22 protein-coding genes are annotated in these 21450 nt (G+C 56.1%); 7 read left to right on the top strand and 15 right to left on the bottom strand.

What is annotated here, in order from left to right; genetic code table 11:
• Positions 1-10 precede the first annotated feature (10 nt).
• Positions 11-958: a hypothetical protein gene (locus tag KGFNPO_RS05790; protein ID WP_472633543.1), complete on the top strand. Its 948-nt coding sequence runs from the start codon at positions 11-13 to the stop codon at positions 956-958.
• Positions 959-1139: 181 nt separating this feature from the next.
• Here KGFNPO_RS05790 and KGFNPO_RS05785 read toward each other — a convergent pair whose 3' ends face one another.
• Positions 1140-1688 (bottom strand): FKBP-type peptidyl-prolyl cis-trans isomerase, encoded by a 549-nt coding sequence (locus tag KGFNPO_RS05785; RefSeq protein ID WP_472633542.1) that lies wholly within the window; start codon positions 1686-1688, stop codon positions 1140-1142.
• A gap of 66 nt (positions 1689-1754) precedes the next feature.
• Here KGFNPO_RS05785 and KGFNPO_RS05780 point away from each other — a divergent pair, with 66 nt between their 5' ends.
• Both KGFNPO_RS05780 and KGFNPO_RS05775 read left to right on the top strand, forming a co-directional pair.
• The gene (locus tag KGFNPO_RS05780; protein WP_472633541.1) at positions 1755-2876 is read left to right on the top strand and encodes a JmjC domain-containing protein; all 1122 of its coding nucleotides are present in this window, start codon (positions 1755-1757) and stop codon (positions 2874-2876) included.
• A gap of 286 nt (positions 2877-3162) precedes the next feature.
• Entirely contained in the window at positions 3163-3390 is a 228-nt protein-coding gene (locus tag KGFNPO_RS05775; protein WP_472615231.1) for a hypothetical protein, read from the top strand.
• A gap of 110 nt (positions 3391-3500) precedes the next feature.
• Here KGFNPO_RS05775 and KGFNPO_RS05770 read toward each other — a convergent pair whose 3' ends face one another.
• The 10 genes from KGFNPO_RS05770 to KGFNPO_RS05725 form a co-directional block, all read right to left on the bottom strand.
• A complete protein-coding gene (locus KGFNPO_RS05770; protein WP_472633540.1) occupies positions 3501-4283 on the bottom strand; it encodes an MBL fold metallo-hydrolase in 783 nt (260 codons plus the stop codon).
• A gap of 87 nt (positions 4284-4370) precedes the next feature.
• Positions 4371-5561 (bottom strand): outer membrane protein assembly factor BamC, encoded by a 1191-nt coding sequence (bamC, locus tag KGFNPO_RS05765; RefSeq protein WP_472633538.1) that lies wholly within the window; start codon positions 5559-5561, stop codon positions 4371-4373.
• Between the two features lie 74 nt (positions 5562-5635).
• Positions 5636-6538 (bottom strand): 4-hydroxy-tetrahydrodipicolinate synthase, encoded by a 903-nt coding sequence (gene dapA / locus KGFNPO_RS05760; RefSeq protein WP_472633537.1) that lies wholly within the window; start codon positions 6536-6538, stop codon positions 5636-5638.
• Between the two features lie 101 nt (positions 6539-6639).
• Positions 6640-7224, bottom strand: coding sequence for a class I SAM-dependent methyltransferase (locus tag KGFNPO_RS05755; RefSeq protein WP_472633536.1), 585 nt, complete (start codon positions 7222-7224; stop codon positions 6640-6642).
• Between the two features lie 28 nt (positions 7225-7252).
• Positions 7253-8455, bottom strand: coding sequence for a tryptophan--tRNA ligase (locus tag KGFNPO_RS05750; protein WP_472633535.1), 1203 nt, complete (start codon positions 8453-8455; stop codon positions 7253-7255).
• Positions 8456-8465: 10 nt separating this feature from the next.
• On the bottom strand, positions 8466-9125 hold the full coding sequence (locus tag KGFNPO_RS05745) for a site-2 protease family protein (RefSeq protein ID WP_472633534.1): 660 nt from the start codon (positions 9123-9125) through the stop codon (positions 8466-8468).
• A 222-nt stretch (positions 9126-9347) separates the two neighbouring features.
• The gene (locus tag KGFNPO_RS05740) at positions 9348-9971 is read right to left on the bottom strand and encodes an L-threonylcarbamoyladenylate synthase (protein WP_472633533.1); all 624 of its coding nucleotides are present in this window, start codon (positions 9969-9971) and stop codon (positions 9348-9350) included.
• A gap of 92 nt (positions 9972-10063) precedes the next feature.
• On the bottom strand, positions 10064-10951 hold the full coding sequence (gene htpX / locus KGFNPO_RS05735; protein ID WP_472633532.1) for a protease HtpX: 888 nt from the start codon (positions 10949-10951) through the stop codon (positions 10064-10066).
• Positions 10952-11113: 162 nt separating this feature from the next.
• Positions 11114-11947 carry a 3',5'-nucleoside bisphosphate phosphatase gene (locus tag KGFNPO_RS05730; RefSeq protein ID WP_472633531.1) on the bottom strand — a complete coding sequence of 278 codons (834 nt, stop codon included), beginning with the start codon at positions 11945-11947 and terminating at the stop codon, positions 11114-11116.
• A 128-nt stretch (positions 11948-12075) separates the two neighbouring features.
• Positions 12076-12963 carry an alpha/beta fold hydrolase gene (locus KGFNPO_RS05725; RefSeq protein ID WP_472633530.1) on the bottom strand — a complete coding sequence of 296 codons (888 nt, stop codon included), beginning with the start codon at positions 12961-12963 and terminating at the stop codon, positions 12076-12078.
• 61 nt (positions 12964-13024) lie between these two features.
• Here KGFNPO_RS05725 and KGFNPO_RS05720 point away from each other — a divergent pair, with 61 nt between their 5' ends.
• Positions 13025-14713, top strand: a complete 1689-nt coding sequence (locus KGFNPO_RS05720) for an acyl-CoA synthetase (RefSeq protein ID WP_472633529.1) — start codon at positions 13025-13027, stop codon at positions 14711-14713.
• Here KGFNPO_RS05720 and KGFNPO_RS05715 read toward each other — a convergent pair whose 3' ends face one another.
• Both KGFNPO_RS05715 and KGFNPO_RS05710 read right to left on the bottom strand, forming a co-directional pair.
• Positions 14714-15742, bottom strand: a complete 1029-nt coding sequence (locus tag KGFNPO_RS05715) for a patatin-like phospholipase family protein (RefSeq protein WP_472633528.1) — start codon at positions 15740-15742, stop codon at positions 14714-14716.
• Between the two features lie 517 nt (positions 15743-16259).
• Positions 16260-17108, bottom strand: a complete 849-nt coding sequence (locus tag KGFNPO_RS05710; RefSeq protein WP_472633527.1) for a ferritin-like domain-containing protein — start codon at positions 17106-17108, stop codon at positions 16260-16262.
• A 57-nt stretch (positions 17109-17165) separates the two neighbouring features.
• On the opposite strand from KGFNPO_RS05710, the gene KGFNPO_RS05705 reads away from it, so the two are divergent.
• The 3 genes from KGFNPO_RS05705 (at position 17166) to KGFNPO_RS05695 (ending at position 19690) form a co-directional block, all read left to right on the top strand.
• Positions 17166-17690 (top strand): gamma carbonic anhydrase family protein, encoded by a 525-nt coding sequence (locus tag KGFNPO_RS05705; protein WP_472633526.1) that lies wholly within the window; start codon positions 17166-17168, stop codon positions 17688-17690.
• A 2-nt stretch (positions 17691-17692) separates the two neighbouring features.
• Positions 17693-18646, top strand: a complete 954-nt coding sequence (hslO, locus tag KGFNPO_RS05700; protein WP_472633525.1) for an Hsp33 family molecular chaperone HslO — start codon at positions 17693-17695, stop codon at positions 18644-18646.
• Between the two features lie 117 nt (positions 18647-18763).
• Positions 18764-19690, top strand: a complete 927-nt coding sequence (locus KGFNPO_RS05695; RefSeq protein WP_472633524.1) for a delta(1)-pyrroline-2-carboxylate reductase family protein — start codon at positions 18764-18766, stop codon at positions 19688-19690.
• 34 nt (positions 19691-19724) lie between these two features.
• Here KGFNPO_RS05695 and ftsB read toward each other — a convergent pair whose 3' ends face one another.
• Both ftsB and eno read right to left on the bottom strand, forming a co-directional pair.
• A complete protein-coding gene (gene ftsB / locus KGFNPO_RS05690) occupies positions 19725-20102 on the bottom strand; it encodes a cell division protein FtsB (protein WP_472633523.1) in 378 nt (125 codons plus the stop codon).
• Between the two features lie 64 nt (positions 20103-20166).
• Positions 20167-21450 (bottom strand): phosphopyruvate hydratase, encoded by a 1284-nt coding sequence (gene eno / locus KGFNPO_RS05685; RefSeq protein WP_472633522.1) that lies wholly within the window; start codon positions 21448-21450, stop codon positions 20167-20169.

Here is a 21450-nt window from a genome sequence, read left to right as displayed (position 1 = left end):
GCGCGCCGCGATGAATCGACCGGCTTTATTTCCATTTTTATTGCCGTTTTTATCACCACTTTTGGCCGGCTTGCTGCTGGCTCCATCCGTGGCTGCAGGGGCGCAACCGAATAGCTTCGACTTTGGCGTGATTGCGCATACCTTCCAGCTTGACGCCAATAAAAATCCGCTGCAGCAGGCAATCAATGCCAGTAATGCAGAAAACCTTGGGTTCGTGGTTGTCAATGGCATCAAATCCGACACCGAGAGCTGCAGCGACAATGTGTATTCTCGCAGCCGAAAAATCTTCGGCAGATCTGAAAACGCGTTGATCGTATCGCTTGCCGCCAGCGACTGGGTGAATTGCAAAGCCAAAAACGGCAAATCGATCGCGATTCAAAAATTGAATCGCGTACGCGAACTGTTTTTTTCGGACGATGTTTCGTTTGGCAGCACCAGCACCACGCTGATTCGCCAGAGCAGCAGCGCCAAATTTCGCAGCTATGCGGAAAATGCCCGGTGGGAATATGGCAACGTCCTGTTTGCAACCATCAATTTTCCCGCCGACAACAACCATTACCTGCCGGATGCCGGGCGCAACAGCGAATTCGAAGACCGTCTAATCGCCAATCGCGAATGGCTGGAGCGGATCTTCATCCATGCGGCGCAGCGAAAAAATCGGGCGATCGTGCTGTTTTGCGACGGCAACCCGTTAATCGTGCCCGATGCGGTGAAACTGGCCAAGCTCAGAGGGCGGCGCGATGGCTTTATCGAAGTGCGCAAGCAACTCGCCGCACTGGCAAAAAAATTCCCTGGCAAGGTGCTGCTGCTGCACGGCCAGGCGCAAGCAAAACCGGATGCGATCAACTGGCAGGCAAACATCGGCAGCATGGGCCTGAGCACCGGCTGGGCAAAGATCAGCGTCCAACCGGCAAGCCGCACGCTGTTTCGCCTCGCAGCATCATCGACCGCAGATTAAGCAAGGAGTATGTGTATAAAAATGCCGCTTGCCGCTTATATATTAAGCGATTACTAAAAATACTATTATCAGTATATATTCCGCACAGAAACCGTGTTCAAAATCGCCAGACGTAAAAAAACCGCAGAGAACGCAGTCTGCGGTTTTTTTATTGCAAGTTTTGCGTCCAGTAGCAGCCGATTTAGTGCAGCGGATGGGAACGAAATGCGTCGCCCGAGTCTTCATCAAGATCATCGTCATCGCCATGATGGTGGCCATGCGCACCATGCACGTGTTCATGCACAATTTCTTCCTCGGTGGCGGCGCGAACTTCCTTGACATTGAGCCAAAACCGCAATGCCATGCCTGCCAGCGGATGATTGCCATCCAGCACCACCTTGTCGTCGGTGATATCGGTCACGGTAAAAATTAACCCGCTGTCGTCTCCATCTTCTTCTTCCGGCGTGCCTTCGAACTGCATCCCGACTTCCAGCGGGTTCGGCAAATGTTTGCGTGACTCGACCTTGACCAACTCGGCATCGTATTCACCGAAGGCGTCGTCCGGCTCAACCTGGAGTGTGGTCTCAAAGCCGGCTTCCTTGCCCTCCAGCGCTTCCTCGATCTTAGGCAGGGTATTCTCGTAGCCGCCATGCAGATACACCATCGGCTCACGACCCTCTTCGATCAGATTACCTTGTGCATCTGACAGTTTGTATTGCACAGTCACTACCGTATTTTTGGCAATCTTCATGTTCAATCCTTTCTGAGGTTAATGGCCAGATTATACCTGCCCAGCTAGCTTGACTATAATGCGCACATGAAAAAACTCACTCTCCTGGGCGGATTGACGCCGGCACAATTCTTCCGCGATTACTGGCATAAAAAACCGCTGCTGATCCGGCAAGCCATTCCCGACTTCAAGCCGCTGCTATCGCGCCAGGCCCTGTTTGCGCTGGCCCGGCAAGAGGATGTCGAATCCCGGCTACTGAGCCATTTCGATCAGGAATACAAACTGGACAACGGTCCGATTGAAGCCGTTCCCGACCTCCACCAAAAGAATTGGACGCTATTGGTGCAAAGCGTCAATCTGCATAATGACGCGGCCGATGCGCTGCTGCGGCAGTTCCGTTTCGTGCCCGATGCGCGCCTGGACGACCTGATGATCAGCTACGCCACCGATACCGGCGGCGTCGGCCCGCATTTCGATTCCTACGACGTGTTTCTGTTGCAGGCGCACGGCCAGCGTCACTGGCGTATCGGGGCGCAAAAAGACCTGAGCATCATCGAAGGCTTGCCACTCAAGATTCTGCGCGATTTTCAGCCGGAACAAGAGTTTGTGCTGGAACCGGGCGACATGCTGTACCTGCCACCCCATTATGCCCATGACGGCGTCGCGCTCGGCGAATGCATGACCTACTCGATCGGATTCCGGGCCCCGGCCTACCAGGAACTGGGCGAAGCATTTCTGCAATTCATGGCCGATTCGATCGACTTGCCCGGAAAATACGCCGACCCGGACCTGAAACCGACTGCGCACCCGGCCGAAATCAGTCGCGCCATGCTGTCGCGCATCTCGGCTGAATTGATCAAGGTGCAATTCACCGAAGACGATATGGCGCTCTTTCTGGGCGGCTACCTGTCGGAGCCGAAAGCTAGCGTCACTTTTAAGCCGCCAGCACGCCCGCTCTCTGCCGAAAAATTCATCCAGGCGGCCATCAAGCGCGGCCTGACGCTGTCCCGCAAAACCCAAATGCTGTATCGCGGCAAACATGTCTTCATCAATGGAGAATCGTTCGCTGTCGCCCGCGCCGACAAGGCCACGCTTGACTTGCTGGCAGATAGCCGTGCACTGGACGGCAAGGAAGTAGCCACTGCTTCGCTTGACGTACATGAGGCACTGCATTTGTGGTACAGGGACGGTTGGCTGAATCTGGCTTGAATATTTCTATATTGACAACACATAATACCTAATCAAATTTACGGAATGGCGCGCCTTCATCTCGGGCTACTGGATTTAAGCCGGCATATGTTGCGATATTACAAAAAATAATTTAAGCACTTATAGCAGAACTCTGAAAAATCACTATAATCTCGGGTTGGTAGGGTCATAAGTATCGCAGTGCACCAAAAAGTGCATATTCGAACAAGGACCAACCTATTGAGCGATAATTACCGGTAATTATTCATCGCATAAATTTGTAATTTATTCAACCTAAGGAATACCCATGAAAAAATCACTCTTGTTAGCTTCCCTGTTGGCTATCGTTTTGGTTGGCTGCGGCAAAAAAGAAGAAGTTATTGTTACTCCTCCAGCTGCTGAAACTGCTCCTGCTGCACCAGCTGCTGAAGCTGCTCCTGCTGCTCCTGCCGCACCAGCTGCTGAAGCTGCTCCTGCTGCACCAGCTGCTGAAGCTGCTCCTGCCGCACCAGCTGCTGATGCACCAGCCAAGTAATCGTAAGATTGCCTAAAAAAGCCAGCCAGTCGGCTGGCTTTTTTGCATCCGAAACAAATTTTATTGCGCTGCAGCAAAAAACTTGTCCATACCGTGGACACAAAAATAAATCAAGCCGGCGACAAGTCGATCCAGTCGAATCCATCCTGTTGACAGGCCACTGTCACCTCGGCCTGATGACCATCCAAACCCCGCATTAAAGCTGTCAGAGCAAGTTCAGGTGTATTGTTTTGCAGGCTGAGATGGCCTCCGACTAGCCGCTTCAGGCGTGACTTGTCGATCTGACGCAGAATCTCTGACGCGCTTTCATTGGAAAGATGTCCATAGCCGCCGCCGATACGCTTTTTGAGTGAATGCGGATATTTGGAATTGGCTAGCATCACCCGATCGTGATTGCACTCCATCAAAAGGGCGTCGCATCTGTCCAGAGCCTGCACCAGATGCGGCGTTGATTGGCCTGCATCGGTCAGCACGCCAAGTGTGGAGTTTCCATCGGTTGCGATATATTGCAGCGGCTCGCGCGCATCATGCGGCACCGTGTAAGGCGCCAAGGACAAGTCGCCAATGGTCAAATTATCGCCATCGCGGCAAAAATGCAGTTCGACCCCATCGCATTTATGCACTACAGCCTGATAAGTGCCGAAACTGAGCCAGACAGGAATGCGGTGGCGGCGCGCCAGCGTGAATACGCCGCCGACATGATCCTGGTGCTCATGGGTGACCACGATGCCGGACAAATCTCCTGGCGTCATGCCCAGTCGGAGTAATCTGCGTTCGGCCTCACGCATGCCAAAGCCGCAATCGAGCATCACCGTGGTGCGCGTGATACCCGATGCGGCGCAGATCAGCAGCGCGTTACCATCGCTGCCGCTGCCCAGGCTGGAGAACTTCAAAATACAGCTACAGCAATAATTGGCACCCTCAGAACCTTCAGCGTTATGAACACCATAAACGCCATAAGCAACCTAAGCACCCGTAATTTATTTCAATTGCTCATTCAGCAAAGATAGGATTTTTCCGGCCGCCGATGAAGTTTCAGAATTTCCCTTGTCATCCAGGACAGATATCTGGCTGGTTGCGGCAACACCCTTGACCACAACCCGATAACGCTGTGCTTTTTTGGCCTTGTCCGAAGGGCTGGATGAAAACAGGCGGGACAGGAAGCCTTTCTCGGCAGTAGGCTTGTTATTGGCGTCCAGGTCTTGATCCACGTAACGGACAAAATACAGGCCCTGGCTGCGATCGCGGTCTTCCACTGTGAATCCGACCCGGTCCAGAGCAAGGCCTACCCGACGCCAGGCCCGATCAAAGTTTTCATCAACTTCGACATAGGTGCCGTTGGCGCCGCCTGCCTTGACGATCCTGGCCCGTGCCTGCACCGGCGCGGCGTTCGCCACCATCACCTTGGCCTGCGCTGTCTCGACGCCAAAGCGCGCCATCAAACGTGCCAGAAATTCGGCCTCAAGCTCAGGATCTGCAGGGCGCGGCGTCCATACCGTAGTTTCCTTGTCGCTGCCAGTCAGCACTTCTTGCGCGCCGCGGTGACTGATAAAAATTTCGGTGGTGCCATCAGCGCCACGCTCCAGCCGTGTCCTGAATTTATCGCGTTCGCCAGTCGAATACAACGAATCCAGAACCTTACCCAGGGTTTTGCGAATAATATCCTGCGGAATTTTTGCCCGATTTTCTGCCCAGTCGGTTTCCATCACGCCGGTTTCAGGAGATTCGATATTGATCAAAAAGCCGGATTCCTGCCAGAATTCCTTGATTTGCGGCCACAACACTTCCGGCGCTTGCTTGATGACCAGCCAGCGTTGGTCGCCAGCCCGTTCGATGCGCATGTCGGCCACCGTCTTGGGCGCAACCGCTGCAGCTGTTGCGGCTGGACGCTGCACATTTTGTTGCAAGTTAAAACCAGAAGCGGTTGCAGTGCCACGGTTATTGATATCGGGAATTGTATAGCGGTTGTCGCGCTGCAACTGCGTCAGATCCGGTGGAATTTCCAGAGAAGATGTGGACGCCTTGCTCGCGCTTTTGTAATCGAGTTTGTCTGACTCAAGCATGGAACCGATGGAACTGCAACCGGCCAGGCCAGCCAAAACCAGGCCATAAACAATGCCACGCTGGGCGATCTTACGTTGATCCATCTGAGTGTTCTTGCGAATAGTCATATCGTTTCGGAATGAAAAAGCGATGTTCGGAGCCGGAGCAATGCAACCTCTCCGGCCGTTAAAGAAGTCGGCGCTTACTGCGATATACCCTGTAATGCACCCGGCAATACACCGGACTCACGCAAAGCTGCACGTACCGTATCCTGGTACTGCGCAGACATCGGCACCAGCGGCAGCCGTATCCCCGGCGGAATCAAACCCATTTCAGTCAACGCCCACTTGACCGGCAGCGGGTTTGGTTCGATGAAGAGTTTGTTGTGCAGCGGCAGTAATCGATTGTTGATTTCAATTGCTCGCGCCACATTGCCTTCCATTGCCGCCATGCACAATGCATGCATCGCGCGTGGAGCCACGTTGGCGGTTACCGAAATATTGCCTTTGCCGCCGCACAACATCAGAGCCATGGCGGTCGGATCATCGCCCGAATATACCGCGAAAGATTGTGGTGCCAGGCGGATCAGGTCGGTACCGCGACCGATGTTGCCGGTGGCATCCTTGACCCCGATGATGCCCGGGACTTGCGCCAGACGCAGGATGGTGTCGTTATGCATATCGGCCACGGTACGGCCGGGAACGTTATACAGAATCACCGGCAAATCAACCGATTCGGCGATTTTTTTAAAGTGCTGATACATGCCTTCCTGCGTGGGCCGGTTGTAATACGGCACCACTAGCAGGGATGCGTCGGCGCCAGCTTCTTTGGCATAACGCGTCAGCGCGATTGCTTCGGAAGTGGAATTGCCGCCGGTGCCGGCGATGATCGGAATGCGCTTGTTGACATGTTCGACCGCGACTTTGATCAGTTCGCAGTGCTCTTCCACCGAGACCGTCGGCGATTCGCCGGTGGTGCCGACGATCACGATACCGTCGGTGCCTTCTGCGATGTGCCAGTCGATTAGTTTGCGCAAGCCAGGCAGATCGAGGCTGCCGTCTGCGTGCATGGGGGTGACGATTGCTACTATGCTGCCCTTAATCATAGAGAGTCTTTAATACGTTGGGATATAAAGGATTAATTGTAGCGGATAGCCCGCGGCCGTGGTGCAGTGTTGCTGTTTAGCTTTTTTGCTTGCATAGGGTTTCAAAACAATCGCGGCTGACCAGGAGCAAAGTCTGCCGCGTTTTTGATGGCGCAAATCCTCTGCACCATCGCAGGCTTCGGCGCCTCGGTATAGCCGTCTTCAAATGCGAGCACATGCATGGTAACTGAAGGTTGCTGCCTGAGCACTTCGAGCAATTCGCCCCGGTTCAACAAAAAATCCGGATTGGACGGTTTGCCATAGAGCGCATTGCCGCTGGCGAAAGTCTCAAATATCAGCAAGCCACCGTTTGCCAAGCTGTCCAAAATATGCGGGAACAAAGGCCGATGCAGATAGTTTGTAACAATAATCGCAGCAAAATGTCCGGCTTCGAAAGGCCATGCCGCAGCATCGGCTTCCAGATCGACTTGCATGGTGACAACGCCCTGCCCGGCCGCACTCGCCAGCGCAGCCGGGTCGCGATCCGCAGCCAACACCGGATGCCCCAATGTCGCCAACAGGCGCGCATGGCGACCGCTGCCGCAAGCCAGATCCAGCACTGGTCCTGGCGGAATCAGCGCAGCAAAGCGCTGCACCCAGGCGGAAGGCGCACCCTGATCTGTGGGCGAAGTGGCAAGATGGCGCATCCGGATCGGCTTATTGATGCTTATTAGGCTAGCTATAGCTCAAACCCATTGCCTCGCGCACGTCGCGCATGGTTTCCTGCGCCAGTTTGCGTGCCTTGTCGCAGCCATCGGCGACGATTGCACGCACCAGCGACGGATCGTCGAGGTATTGTTGGGCCCGTTCGCGCATCGGTTCTTGCTCTTTCAGCACCGCGTCGATCACCGGTTGCTTGCATTCGATGCAGCCGATGCCGGCGGAGGTGCAACCCTTGACCACCCATTCCTTGGTGGTGGAATCGGAATACACCTGGTGCAACTGCCACACCGGGCATTTTTCCGGATCGCCCGGGTCAGTGCGACGCACCCGCGCCGGATCGGTCGGCATGGTGCGAATTTTCTTGGTGACCGACTCTTTGTCCTCGCGCAGCGCAATCGCATTGCCGTAACTCTTCGACATTTTTTGCCCATCCAACCCCGGCAAGCGCGAGGATTCAGTCAGACGCGCCTGCGGTTCGACCAAAATCAGCTTGCGGCTGCCTTCCAGATAGCCGAATAGCCGTTCACGGTCGATCATCGACAAGCTTTGCGCATCATCGAGCATGGCTTTGGCTTGCTCCAGAGCATCTTCCTTGCCTTGCTGCTGGAATTCGGTGCGCAATTGGTTATACATCTTGGCGCGCTTGCTGCCGAGTTTCTTGACCGCGTCCTGCGCTTTTTCCTCGAAGCCTTTTTCCTTGCCGTATAAATGATTAAAACGACGGGCGATTTCGCGCGTTATCTCGACGTGCGGCACCTGGTCTTCGCCTACCGGCACCTGGGTGGCGCGATAAATCAGCACATCGGCAGCCATCAGCAATGGATAACCCAAAAAACCGTAGGTGGTGAGATCCTTGTGCGACAACTTTTCGATTTGATCCTTGTAGGTCGGCACCCGCTCCAGCCAACCCAGCGGCGTGGCCATCGACAGCAGCAAGTGCAATTCTGCATGTTCCGGCACCCGGGATTGAATGAAGAGTGTCGCTTCGGACGGGTCCACGCCGGCCGCCAGCCAATCGATCACCATGTCCCAGGTGCTGGCTTCTATCTGCGAAGGGTCGTCGTAGTTGGTAGTCAATGCATGCCAGTCGGCAACAAAGAACAGGCACGGCATTTCGGTCTGCATCCTTATCCAGTTTTTCAAGGCGCCATGATAATGGCCAAGGTGCAAGGCGCCGGTGGGGCGCATGCCGGAAACAACGCGATCAGGATACATAGTTAGTCGGTCAGTTCAAAAGTAAGTTCAAAGGAGAAACGATTAATTTCAATACGGTATTGGCAATCACCATCACCGGTATCAGCCAATATTCCAGCACACGCAGCAACATCAGTCCAATCAGGATGAAGAAGCCGTAAGGTTCGATGCGGGCAAACTGAACCGCATATTTATCCGGCAGCAGGCTGGTGACGATGCGTCCGCCGTCCAGCGGCGGCAGCGGAAACAGGTTGAGAGCAAAGATCACCAGATTGACCAGCACTCCGGCTTGCACCATGCGCATGAAAAACACGTCGTCTACCTGCAGCGCAGCCAGCAGAATGCCGAATATCATCCACAGCAGCGCCATGAATAGATTCGCCGCCGGGCCCGCCAGAGCGACCCAGGCCATTTGCTTCTTCGGATTACGCAGACGTGAAAAATCTACTGGGACCGGCTTCGCATAACCGAACAGAAAAGCGCCGCTGGTAGCGAAATACATCATAATCGGGATCAGGATGGTGCCGAAAGGATCGATGTGCTTCAGCGGATTGAGGCTCATGCGCCCCTGCTGGTAAGCAGTCAAATCGCCGAAATACTTGGCCGCATAGGCATGCGCCGCCTCATGCAGGGTAATGGCGAATAATACCGGGAGCGCATATACCGCGACGGTTTGGATCATGTCATTCATGGCTGGATTTTATCAGAGGGGATGGACCGCAATCGGTTTGCGGCGATTGTAGATATCGCATCAAGCGCGATAAAAACCGGAGCAAATGCTATTTACATTCTCATTGTATTTTAAATACAATGGAGTATATGTAAAAATAGTACTCTTTCCGCATATAAATAGAGGATATCAAAAAATACATGCCAGACTATGCCATAAGCTGCGGATTCTTCCTGGGTTTTTTTACAAGCCGAATAATGCGGCGTCGCCGCGCCCCAGGCGCACCAGCACCGGCTCATCTCCAACCAAATCGATCACGGTAGTCACTCCCAGGCCACGCGTCCCGCCATCCACAATCAGTTCGATTTGCTTGGACAGGAGTTCGCGAATCTGCTCCGGATCATTCAAAGGATCTGTCTGTCCCGGCAAGATCAAGGTCGTACCCAGCAAGGGCTGCCCCAACTCTTCCAGCAAAGCTTGCGCGATGCGGTTTTCCGGCACCCGCAAGCCGATCGTCTTGCGCGATGGATGGCTCAAACGGCGCGGCACTTCCTTGGTGGCTTCCAGAATGAAGGTATACGGGCCGGGCGTGGCGGCCTTGAGCATGCGGAACTGTGTATTGTCGACCCGCGCATAAACTGCGATGTCACTCAAATCGCGGCACAGCAAGGTCAACAGATGCTTGTCATCAATGCCGCGGATACGGCGCAAGCGTTCGACCGCATGTTTGTCATCGAGATGGCAGATCAGCGCGTAGCAGGAATCGGTCGGCAATGCAACGATGCCGCCGGCATGGATGATTTGCGCGGCCTGCTTGAGCAAGCGCGGTTGCGGATTATCTGGATGTAACTGAAAAAATTGGCTCATGATGGAAAATGAAAACGACGGTAGCGTAAAGACTACCGTCGCTGTAGTGGGTTAAATGTGAGTTAAATATGGGATTAAGGATAATTACAAATTTATTGGCCGCCACGCAGCGCAGTTAAAGCTGCAATACGCGCCTCAATCGGTGGATGGGTCGAAAACAGCGCTGAAAAGCCCGGCTTGTCGCTAATCCCGGACGCTGCCATCGACTTCGGCAACTCGCCCGGTTCAACGCCGCCCAGACGGGCCAGCGCATGCACCATCGGCTCGGTGCGACCCAGCAACTGCACTGATCCGGCGTCCGCGCGAAATTCGCGCTGGCGCGAAAACCAGGCCACGATGATGGATGCCAGCAAGCCGAACACCAGCTCGCAGACGAACACCGTAGCCATGTAGGCGATGCCGGGGCCGCGATCGTTATTGCCACCACGGAACACGGCCTTGTCGATCGCATAAGCCACCACCCGCGCCAAAAAGACCACGAAGGTATTCACCACGCCCTGAATCAAGGCCATGGTCACCATGTCGCCATTGGCAACGTGGGAAATTTCATGCCCGATGACGGCTTCGACTTCTTCCTTAGTCATGCTTTCCAGCAAGCCGGTGGAAACCGCAACCAGCGCAGAGTTCTTAAATGCGCCGGTGGCAAAGGCATTCGGCGCGCCATCGAATACCGCAACTTCCGGCATGCTGATGCCGGCTTTCTCGGCTAGGCGGCGCACCGTATCGAGCAGCCACAGATCGGTGGACGACGAAGGCGCATCGATGACGCGCGCACCGGTGGACCATTTCGCCATCGGTTTGCTAATCAGCAGAGAAAAAATCGCGCCGGTGAAACCGACCACCAGCGAAAACGCCATCAGGCTGCCCAGATTCAGGCCGCTGCCAGTCAAGTAGCGGTTCACGCCCAATGCCGACAATACGACTGACATAACCAGCATCACGGCAAGGTTGGTAGCGAGGAACAGGACAATGCGTTTCATTTAAGGCCTTTTATCGACTGGATCAGAAATAAGTTATTCCGAAGATAAGGCGTTCACAAAGAAATTTCAAGAGTGCAAGACTGGCAGAATGTACGTATTACGCGACTATTTGCGCTGCTATAAAAACGGCCGGAACGATAGCCCAGTCGTGGAACGGTCAAGTCAAGCCCAGTCATGCCAGACCGGTATAACGCCAGCCGGCAAAGGCGGCAATCCGCCCAGATCGACGCGCGACTCGTGCGGTCCATGAAAATCCGAACCGCGTGACGCCATGAAGCCGTAATCCTGCGCCACCTTGGCATAAATCGGATACTGGTCGGTCGTATGGCTGCCGGTAACAACCTCGATAGCGGCGCCGCCGAGCTGCTTGAATTCATCCAAAAATGCGCCAAGCGCCAGCGCGCTGTATTTATAGCGCCCCGGGTGCGCCACGACTGCAGTGCCGCCGGCGCTACGTATCCAGCCGACGGCATCTTTCAGCGTGGCCCAGCTGTGCGGTATGTAACCGGGCTTGCCTTCCGACAAATAATGGCGGAACACCGCGCTGATGTCCGGTTGATGGCCCAGATCGACGATGTAGCGGGCAAAATGGGTGCGGGAAATCAAATCCGGATTGCCCACATACTTGAGCGCGCCCTGGTAAGCATCCGCAATGCCATGCTGTGCCAGTTCTGCAGCGATTGCGCGTGCGCGGTGTTCGCGCCCGCCGCGCGTCGCCTGCAAGCCTTGCAACAACGCACTATTGGTTTCATCAACCTGCAAGCCGACGATGTGCACCGTCTGCGCCGCCCAAGTGACGGAAACCTCAACCCCTGCCACAAAGCGCAGCCCGTTCTCGGCCGCGGCCACTCTGGCCCGGGCAATGCCGCCAACTTCATCGTGGTCGGTCAAAGCCCACAGCTCAACGCCGTTAAGTTTGGCGCGCGCAGCCAGCGCCTGTGGCGTCAGGAGGCCATCGGAGACGTTGGAATGGCAATGTAGATCGGCATTTAACATGGAAATAGCATAAAAATGGTAGCGGCTTGCGCATCAGGGGGAGATTTATTGTACCCCCCTTGGAAGACTAATGCTGCAAGTGCACATTTTTCGCTTCGTCAGTGCATCGACCGGGACCAGTGTAATTTTTACTCTAGCAAAAAATCTTCCACCAGGTACGCCAGAACTTCCGGTTGATCATGGTGCAGCATGTGGCCGGCGTCGTCGATCATTGCGGTGGTGACATTGCGGATGAAACCGATGCGGCGATCGATCTCGATTCTGGCCTCCGATTTCGGCCCCATCCACTTCCAGACATCGGTATCGCTGGCTTCGACCCACAGCACCGGCGCCGTGATTGCCTGCCAGCAAGCCATTATTTCCTCGACCTGATACAGCAGCGGCCCGGTCATTTTATGCGCCGGGTCGCCTAGAATTTCCCAGGCACCGTCGCTATTTTCCATTGCCCAATGTGCAGAAAGGAAAGCCGCCCGCGCATTGTTCAGGCGCGGATTGGTCTTTTGCAGCCGGGCGGCAACCGCCGCCTGGCTCGGATAAGTGCGTAGTACCGGCTTTTGGCGCAACTCATCGAGCCACTGGGCGTAACGCTTGGGCGCTTGCTGCGCATGTGTCACAGGCATGCCGAAACCCTCCAGATTGATCAGCTTGCCGACGCGCTGCGGCCGCACGCCGGCGTAAATGCCAGCCACGTTGCCGCCCATGCTGTGCCCCAGCAGATTGACCGCCTGCTCCGGCGCGTAGCAATCCAATATTGCATCCAGGTCGGCCACATAATCCGGAAACCAGTAACAGTCAGCGCCGATTGATCGTGTCAGGCCAAAGCCGCGCCAGTCCGGCGCAATCACATGCCAATCCTGCTGCAGGCAATCGACCACGAACTGGAACGAGGCCGACACGTCCATCCAGCCATGCAGCATGAACAGTTTTGGCGCATCATCATTACCCCAATGGCGCACATGGTATTGCAGGCCGCGAAGCGTGATAAATTCAGAGCGAGATTGTTTGATGATTTCCATAAATATTTGTTTAACCAGCGATTAAAAAGCACGACCGTTCAATAATTATACTGGAGACCCGATGAATTCACCCAATTCCACACTGGCGACAGATGGGGCAGACAATTACGCCGCGATCTACCAGGCATTTCGCTGGCAGGTGCCGACCGAACTCAATATTGCCGAAGTCTGTTGCACGCGCTGGGCCAAGGACAGCAACAGCAGCAAGCGCATCGCGATTTATTACGAAGATGAAAGCGGCCACACCGCAACGCTCACCTATGCTGCGCTGCAAGAACAGGCCAACCGGCTGTCCAACCTGTTGCGCCAGCTCGGCGTGCAACGCGGCGATTGCGTGGCGATCATTCTGCCGCAATGTCCCGAAACGGCTATTACCCATATCGCTTGCCATCAACTCGGCGCGATCGCGATGCCGTTGTCATCCCTGTTTGGCCCCGATGCGCTGGAATATCGCTTGCAGGATAGCGCGGCGTCGGTAGTTATCGTCGATCAGGCCGGCGCGGCCCATCTGCAACAGATACGCGCCGTTTGCCCGGATCTCAAACATGTGCTGGCGCTCGAATGCAGCTTGCCCGATGCGCTGGACTGGCAGCAGAAAATGGCGCAGGCAAGCGCCGACTTTACGCCGGTTGCAACACTGGCCTCCGATGCAGCGATTCTGGTGTATACCAGCGGCACCACCGGCCCGGCGAAAGGCGCGTTGATTCCGCACTCGGCCATCATCGGCAACCTGAGCGGATTTGTTGCATCGCAAAACGGCTTTCCGCAAGACAACGACGTATTCTGGTCGCCAGCCGACTGGGCCTGGACCGGCGGCTTGATGGATGCACTGTTGCCGACCCTGTATTTCGGCAAGCCGATTCTGGGTTACCGCGGCCGCTTCAGCGCAGAAACTGCTTTCACGCTGCTGGAAAAATACCGCATCACCAATACCTTCCTGTTCCCCACCGCGCTGAAAATGATGATGAAAGCGATGCCGGCTCCAAAACAGCATCACACGCTGCAGTTGCGCGCCATCATGAGTGCCGGCGAAGCGGTCGGCGATGCAGTGTTCGACTGGTGCCGCAGCGCGCTCGGGATTACGGTCAATGAAATGTTTGGTCAGACCGAGGTAAATTACATCGTCGGCAATTCCTATCTGCAATGGCCGGCCAAAGCCGGCAGCATGGGCCGCCCTTACCCCGGTCACCGGGTCGCGGTGATCGACGACGACGGCAATCCGGTTGGTGCCGGCACGATTGGCGAAGTGGCGCTCAACCGCACCGACATCCACGGCGATGCAGACCCGGTAATCTTTGTCGGCTACTTCAAGAATCCGGCAGCGACCAGCAGCAAATACAGCGGCGCATGGTGTCGCACCGGCGATCTGGCGCGGATGGATGGCGACGGCTACCTCTGGTATGAAGGCCGCGCCGACGACATGTTCAAGGCCGCCGGCTACCGCATCGGCCCCTCCGAAATCGAAAACTGCCTGCTCAAGCATCCGGCAGTGGCCAACGTGGTCGTGGTGCCCAAGCCGGACCGCGAACGCGGCAACATCGTCAAAGCTTTCGTGGTGCTAACCGACGGCATCATCGGCGACCAGCATTTGATTGCCGAATTACAAAATCATGTACGCGGCAAACTGGCGCCGTATGAATATCCGAAGGAAATCGAATTCATCGCGCAATTGCCGATGACCACCACCGGCAAAATCCAGCGCCGCGTGCTGCGCCTGATGGAACAGGAACGCGCCGCCGATCAAACCTGATCAGCCATGCAACAGGCGCGCCAGATTGAACGATGAACGCGCGCCGATGCTGTCGAAATTTTGCGCCAGCCAGGCCTCGGCCTGGCTTCTGCCTTCGTCGCGCAGTGCGTGGATGAAGCCCGGCTGCGCATTGAGCTTGCTGTGGACATTCAGCTGGCTCATCATTTCCTGGGCGTCGATCAAATGCAAATTCAGTTTTTTCAGGCGGCGCTCCAGGCGGCCAAACGAAAGCCAGCCACGCTGCGCTTCCCGCTTGGCCAGCGCCAGGCCCTGCAACTCGGTAAAAAAGGTCGAACTAAAACCCATTTCAGTCAAGCGGTGCGCGATTTCATCGGCGCTGGTTGGGATTTCCGGACGCGGATACGGATGCAGCAGGATCACCATCACATCATGCGCAGAACAGCGATGCAGCAACGGAAATAGCGGCGGATTCGCAGTCAGGCCGCCATCCCAGTACGATTCGCCGTCGATCACGACGGCGCGATTAATGGTCGGCAAACAAGCCGACGCCAGCAGGGTATCCACACTGAGTTGCTTGTTGCGGAACAGTTTCAGCGTCCCGCTGCTGACATGCGTGGCCGCGATGAACAGCCTGAGCTTGCATTCGGCCCTGATCCGGTCAAAGTCGATCTGATCCGTCAGAATGTCGCGCAAGGGATTGATATCGAAAGGATTGAGTTGGTAAGGCGAGAAAAAGCGCGCCATCGACAGCATCGCCTTGAAGATCGGCGGTGGATTCGATTGCGTGCCGATATCGAGCGCGGAAGTGGCATCGTCCGGCATCAGGCTGAACGGCGACTTGCCGGCCACGCAATCCCAAAAATCCTTCAGCGCCTGCCGCGCCCCATCGCGCCCGCCCAAGGTATAGCCATGAGCCAGCGCGATTGCATTCATCGCCCCCGCGCTGGCGCCGCTGATGCCATCGATATCAATCCTGCCGTCTTCCAGCAAGCGATCCAGCACGCCCCAGGTAAAAGCCCCGTGCGAGCCACCGCCCTGCAAGGCCAAACTCACGATTTTTCTTTTCACACTGTTTCCTCCGGCTAGTAACGCTTCAAAACGATGCGAAAGTAGGGGTTAACGAAATTAGGAACTGGGAACTGCAATGGGATTGTTATTGCGTATGCTACAGCGAATTTTGCTGCAGCGCAGCACGGACAGGAAAATACTTTTTTAGCTAGACGGCCACACCGGCAGCGACCTCTAAATCTGCTAGTAGATATGGAGTATGCTGATAAACATGGTATTTACCGCATATAGAACATGCTGCATCTTTATATACTGCCAAATACTGTAAAAATTGGTAACTGTTTAGCCTCACTAGGTGAGGACTGCTTGGTCCCCTCTCCCACTTGTGGGAGAGGGTTAGGGAGAGGGATTTAGCAAATATTCCGGCCGTATTATGTGGCAATACAATCAAGATTCAGTCTTGTTTTGGCCCACTTTATTCATTGCGAGCACCCTCTCCCCAGCCCTCTCCCACAAGTGGGAGAGGGAGCTATCATAAAAATTGAGAAGTCCCGGCAGAGTGTAAGCGCGCAACGCTTCACTGCCCCAGCGCCGCCAGTTCCGCCTCGCTGAAACCGGCGGCCCGCCGCGCTTCCAGGTTGAACGGGCCGCGCTGCACCGGCGCTGCGAATTCCTGCGCCAGCCGGGCGTAAGTTGCGACCGGTTCCAGGCCGCGCTGCCGGCACAGCCAGTCGTACCAGCGGTTGCCGATGCCGACGTGGCCGATTTCATCGCGCAAAATGATGTCAAGGATCGCCGCTGCCGCCAGGTCGCCGGCCTGCGCCAGCTTGGCGCGCACCGGCGGCGCGGCATCCAGCCCGCGCGCTTCCATGGTGCGCGGCACCAGCGCAATGCGCGCCAGAATATCGTCGGAAGTCCTGGCGGCCATTTCCCACAAACTGTTATGCGCCGGGAAATCGCCATAAGCGTAACCCTGAGCGCGCAAATGCCCGGCCAGCAGCGAGAAATGCAGCGCTTCCTCGGCTGCCACTTGCAACCAATCGGCGTAATACGCAACAGGCATATCCGGAAAGCGCCAGATCACATCCAGCGCCAAATTGATCGCATTGAATTCGATGTGCGCCAGCGCATGGATCAGGATTGCGCGGCCTTCGACGGTGTGCATTGCGCGCCGTTTTACCGCCAGCGGCGACACCAGTTCCGGTTTGGCCGGCTGGCCCGGAATGGTGCGATCCGTCGTCAGCGTCGCCGCCACATCGAGCGCCATCGCGCCCGTCGGCCAAGCCTGCGCCAGCGCGCTCACGCCTGCGGCTTTAGTGACCGGGTCCGGCTCGCACAGCCAGAACAGCGCGGCGGCACGCAAATCACGCAACTCTTGCAATTCTGCGGGCGGCGGGGAGAAATCGGGCGGGGAAGATGGATTCATGCGGGCAGCGTTAAAATGACGCCATAAAAAATTTAACCCCTTATTTTACGGAACAACATGGCCATTTACCAATTGGGCGAACACGCGCCCCGGATTGATCCTTCCGCCTTTATCGCCGACAGCGCCAACCTGATCGGCAAAATCGACATTGCAGCCAACGCCAGCGTCTGGTTCGAAGTCACGATGCGCGGCGACAATGAACTTATCAGCGTCGGTAAAAACAGCAATGTGCAGGAATCCTGCGTGCTGCATACCGACATCGGTTATCCGCTTTCCATCGGCGAAAATGTCACGATCGGCCATCAGGCGATGCTGCACGGCTGCACCATCGGCGACGGTTCGCTGATTGGCATCCAGGCCGTGATCATGAATGGCGCAAAAATCGGCAAAAATTGTCTGGTCGGCGCGGGTGCGCTGATCACCGAAGGCAAGGAATTTCCCGACAATAGCCTGATCATCGGCGCGCCGGCCAAAGCCGTGCGCAGCTTGAGCGAACAGGACGTGGCGCAACTCCAGGCCAGCGCCGCCAGTTACGTCGCGCGCGGTCAATTGTTCAAAACAGAATGCAAACGGATCGGATAATGATGGCAGTTACAGAAAATACCGCAGACACAGCAGATACGCTGCAAAAATTCATGTTCGAAAACGCGGCAGTGCGCGGCGAACTGGTGGAACTATCCGACACCTGGCAGCAGATTCTGGTGCACAGCGATTACCCGCCAGCAGTCAAGACGCTGCTGGGCGAAATGCTGGCGGCAGCCGCCCTGCTGTCGGCCAATCTTAAATTCAATGGCGCGATCATCATGCAGATCCACGGCGATGGCCCGGTGCGGCTGCTGGTGGTCGAATGCGACGCCGACCTGCAACTGCGCGCCACCGCCAAACTCGCGCCCGATGTTGTCATCGACGACGCGGCCGGCTTGCAGCAACTGATACATGCACACGGCAAAGGCCGCTTTGCGATCACGCTCGACCCGCACGACAAACTGCCAGGCCAGCAAGCCTATCAAGGCATCGTGCCGCTGGACGGCGAAACGGTGGCGGAAGTAATCGAGAATTACATGCTGCGCTCCGAGCAACTCGACACCAAGCTCTGGCTCGCCGCCAACGGCGCGGTAGCGCGCGGCTTGCTGCTGCAAAAACTGCCCAACAACGGCGGCATCGACGCCCCGATCGAAGATGACCTGGAAACCTGGCACCGCGCAGTGGCGCTGGGAACTACCTTGCAGCGCGACGAGTTGCTATCGACCGACATCAGCACTCTGATGCACCGCCTGTTCTGGGAAGAAACCATCCGCGTCTTCGAACCCCGGCAACCTTGCTTTCATTGCAACTGCAGCCGCGAAAAAGTCGGCAACATGCTGAAAATGCTGGGTCAGGACGAAATCACCGAAGCGCTGCAGGAGCAAGGCGCGCTGGAGATTAATTGCGACTTTTGCGGCCAGCACTACGCGTTCGATAAAGTCGATTGCGCGCAATTGTTTGTTACCGACGTGCCGGTCGAACACTTGCTGCCTAACAGCGCATTCAAGCATTGAGCGCAGTTTTTAGCAAAAAATATACCCACCTAGGTATTTTTTAACATCGCACATAAAGCATGCGGGAACGTATGTGTTTTTGCATATACTCCTTATAAAAAATATAAAGCTATTACCATGAAAATTTTAGATTCGATTCAAACTGCGCAGGCGTTGCCTTATTCCAGACTGGTGCCAGCAATCGCGCAGGCGATGCGCGAGTTAGCCCAGCGGCACATCCAGGCTCCCGAGCGTCTGGTGGTGCCGATTGATCCGGCCAGCGTTTTGCTGTGCATGCCAGCCATCGGCAGCGACATTAGCGTAACCAAATTGATTACCGTGCACACCGGCAATGCGCAGCACGACTTGCCGGCAATTCAGGGCGAAGTGATCGTTTTTGAAACTTCCACCGGGCGCAGGCTGATGTTGCTGGATGGCCCGACCGTTACCGCGCGCCGCACCGCGGCCGTCACGCTGCTGGGAATTCAGACCTTGCTGCCGAAAACGCCCGAATCAGTGCTGATCATCGGCGCCGGAATTCAGGCTGCAGCGCACGTCGATGCGCTGGTGGATTTTTTTGGCGTGTCGCGGTTCTGGATCGCCGCCACTACGGCCCACAAGGCGCAAGCATTTTGCGCTGCGTTGCGCGAGCGCCATGCCGGGATTACCGCTGTGCCACTTTGCGCAGCGCAACTGGAATCGGAGTTGCCCGCGACCGATGTCGTGATCGCCTTAACCACTTCCAAAACCCCGGTCATTCCGACGCAGATTGCCGCCACTACGCTGGCTATCGGAGTGGGCGCGTTCAAGCCAGAGATGGCGGAATTTCCGCCGCAGTTACTGCATCAGCGGCAAATAGTAGTGGACGATCTGGACGGCGCCCGGCATGAAGCAGGCGACCTGCTGCAGGCTGAAGTCGATTGGAGCCAGGTAGTTGCGCTATCGCAGCTACTGGATGGCACGGTCCACTTGTCGCAAATGCCGAAAATGCCGGTATTTAAAACCGTAGGGCAGGCCGCCTGGGATCTGGCCGCTGCACGGGTGGCGCTGGGATCGCTGGCATAAACCTGGATTCAATCTTCCAAAAAGGCAGACGGCGCTACCGAGCAGGTTTTTTAGCTGCAGGCGTCTTGAGGCTAGGTGTTGACTTCGGTGCTAACTTTGGCACTGGCGGCGGCGCTATCTGAAGCGGCGCGCCACTCGCGCTAGGCGCCAGCAACTGAACGAATATTTCGCCTTCCTTGATCATGCCCAGCTCAGACCGGGCCCGCTCCTCAATGGCGCCGGTGCCATTCTGCAAATCCTTGACTTCGGATTCGAGCTTGTCGTTACGCGCCTTGAGCGCAATATTCTTGTCAAGCGCCTCATTGACTTGATGATCCAGATCCCACACACGCAACCAACCGCCCTTGCCTAACCAGAGTGGATGTTGGATCAGCGCCAGTAATAGCACTAGGGAAATGGTGATCAGGCGCATCGGGAAAAATCAGGATCAAGAGCCCAGTCGCAAAAATTCAGTTTTGCGACCGGAAAATTCAAGTTTATTTCAGGTTGTAGAACGCATCACGACCAGGATAGCTGGCGATGTCGCCCAGATCTTCCTCGATGCGCAGCAGCTGGTTGTATTTCGCCATGCGGTCCGAGCGCGACATCGAGCCGGTCTTGATCTGCAGTGCATTGGTGCCGACCGCAATATCGGCAATGGTGGAATCTTCGGTCTCGCCGGAGCGGTGCGAAATCACTGCGGTATAACCGGCGCGCTTGGCCATTTCAATCGCAGCGAAAGTCTCGGTCAGGGTGCCGATCTGATTGATCTTGATCAGGATCGAGTTGGCGATGCCCTTCTGGATGCCTTCCTTCAGAATCTTGGTGTTGGTCACGAACAGGTCGTCGCCCACCAGCTGGACTTTCTGGCCCAGGGCTTTGGTCAGAATTGCCCAGCCTTCCCAGTCGTTTTCAGCCATTGCATCTTCGATCGAGATGATCGGGTACTTGTCGCACCAGGTTTCCAGCAAGTTGGTGAAATCGGTTGCCGACAACGTCAAGCCTTCGCCGGCCAGGTGGTATTTGCCATCCTTGTAGAATTCGCTGGCGGCGCAATCCAGACCCAATGCGATCTGGGTGCCCGGTTCAAAGCCGGCTTCTTCGATGGCCTGAATGATCAGCTTGATGGCTTCTTCGTGGTTGGCGACCGATGGCGCAAAACCGCCTTCGTCGCCGACTGCTGTGGTCAAGCCTTTGCTTTGCAGAATTTTTTTCAGGGTGTGGAATACTTCGGCGCCATAGCGAATCGCTTCGCGAAAGCTCGGTGCACCAACCGGGATGATCATGAATTCCTGGATGTCCAGGTTATTGTCGGCGTGGGCGCCGCCGTTGATGATGTTCATCATCGGCACCGGCATCTGCATTGCGCCGGAACCGCCGAAATAGCGGTACAGCGGCAGGCCGGCTTCTTCGGCAGCCGCTTTGGCAACTGCCAGCGAGACTGCCAGCATGGCGTTGGCGCCCAGGCGGGATTTGTTTTCGGTGCCGTCGAGGTCGATCAGCGTGCGGTCCAGAAACGCTTGTTCATTGGCGTCGAGTCCCATGATCGCTTCGGAGATTTCGGTGTTGATGTGTTCGCAGGCTTTTAGTACGCCCTTGCCGAAGTAACGGCTGTTGTCGCCGTCGCGCAGTTCGATCGCTTCGCGCGAACCGGTCGATGCGCCGGACGGCACTGAAGCACGGCCCATGACGCCGGATTCCAGCAGTACGTCGCATTCGACAGTAGGATTGCCGCGTGAATCGAGTATTTCACGGCCGATGATGTCAACGATAGCGCTCAT

This window comes from Gelidimonas diazotrophica, assembly GCF_055694025.1.
Note: the sequence above shows the minus strand (reverse complement) of the source record. Positions and strands in the feature narration are given on the sequence as shown.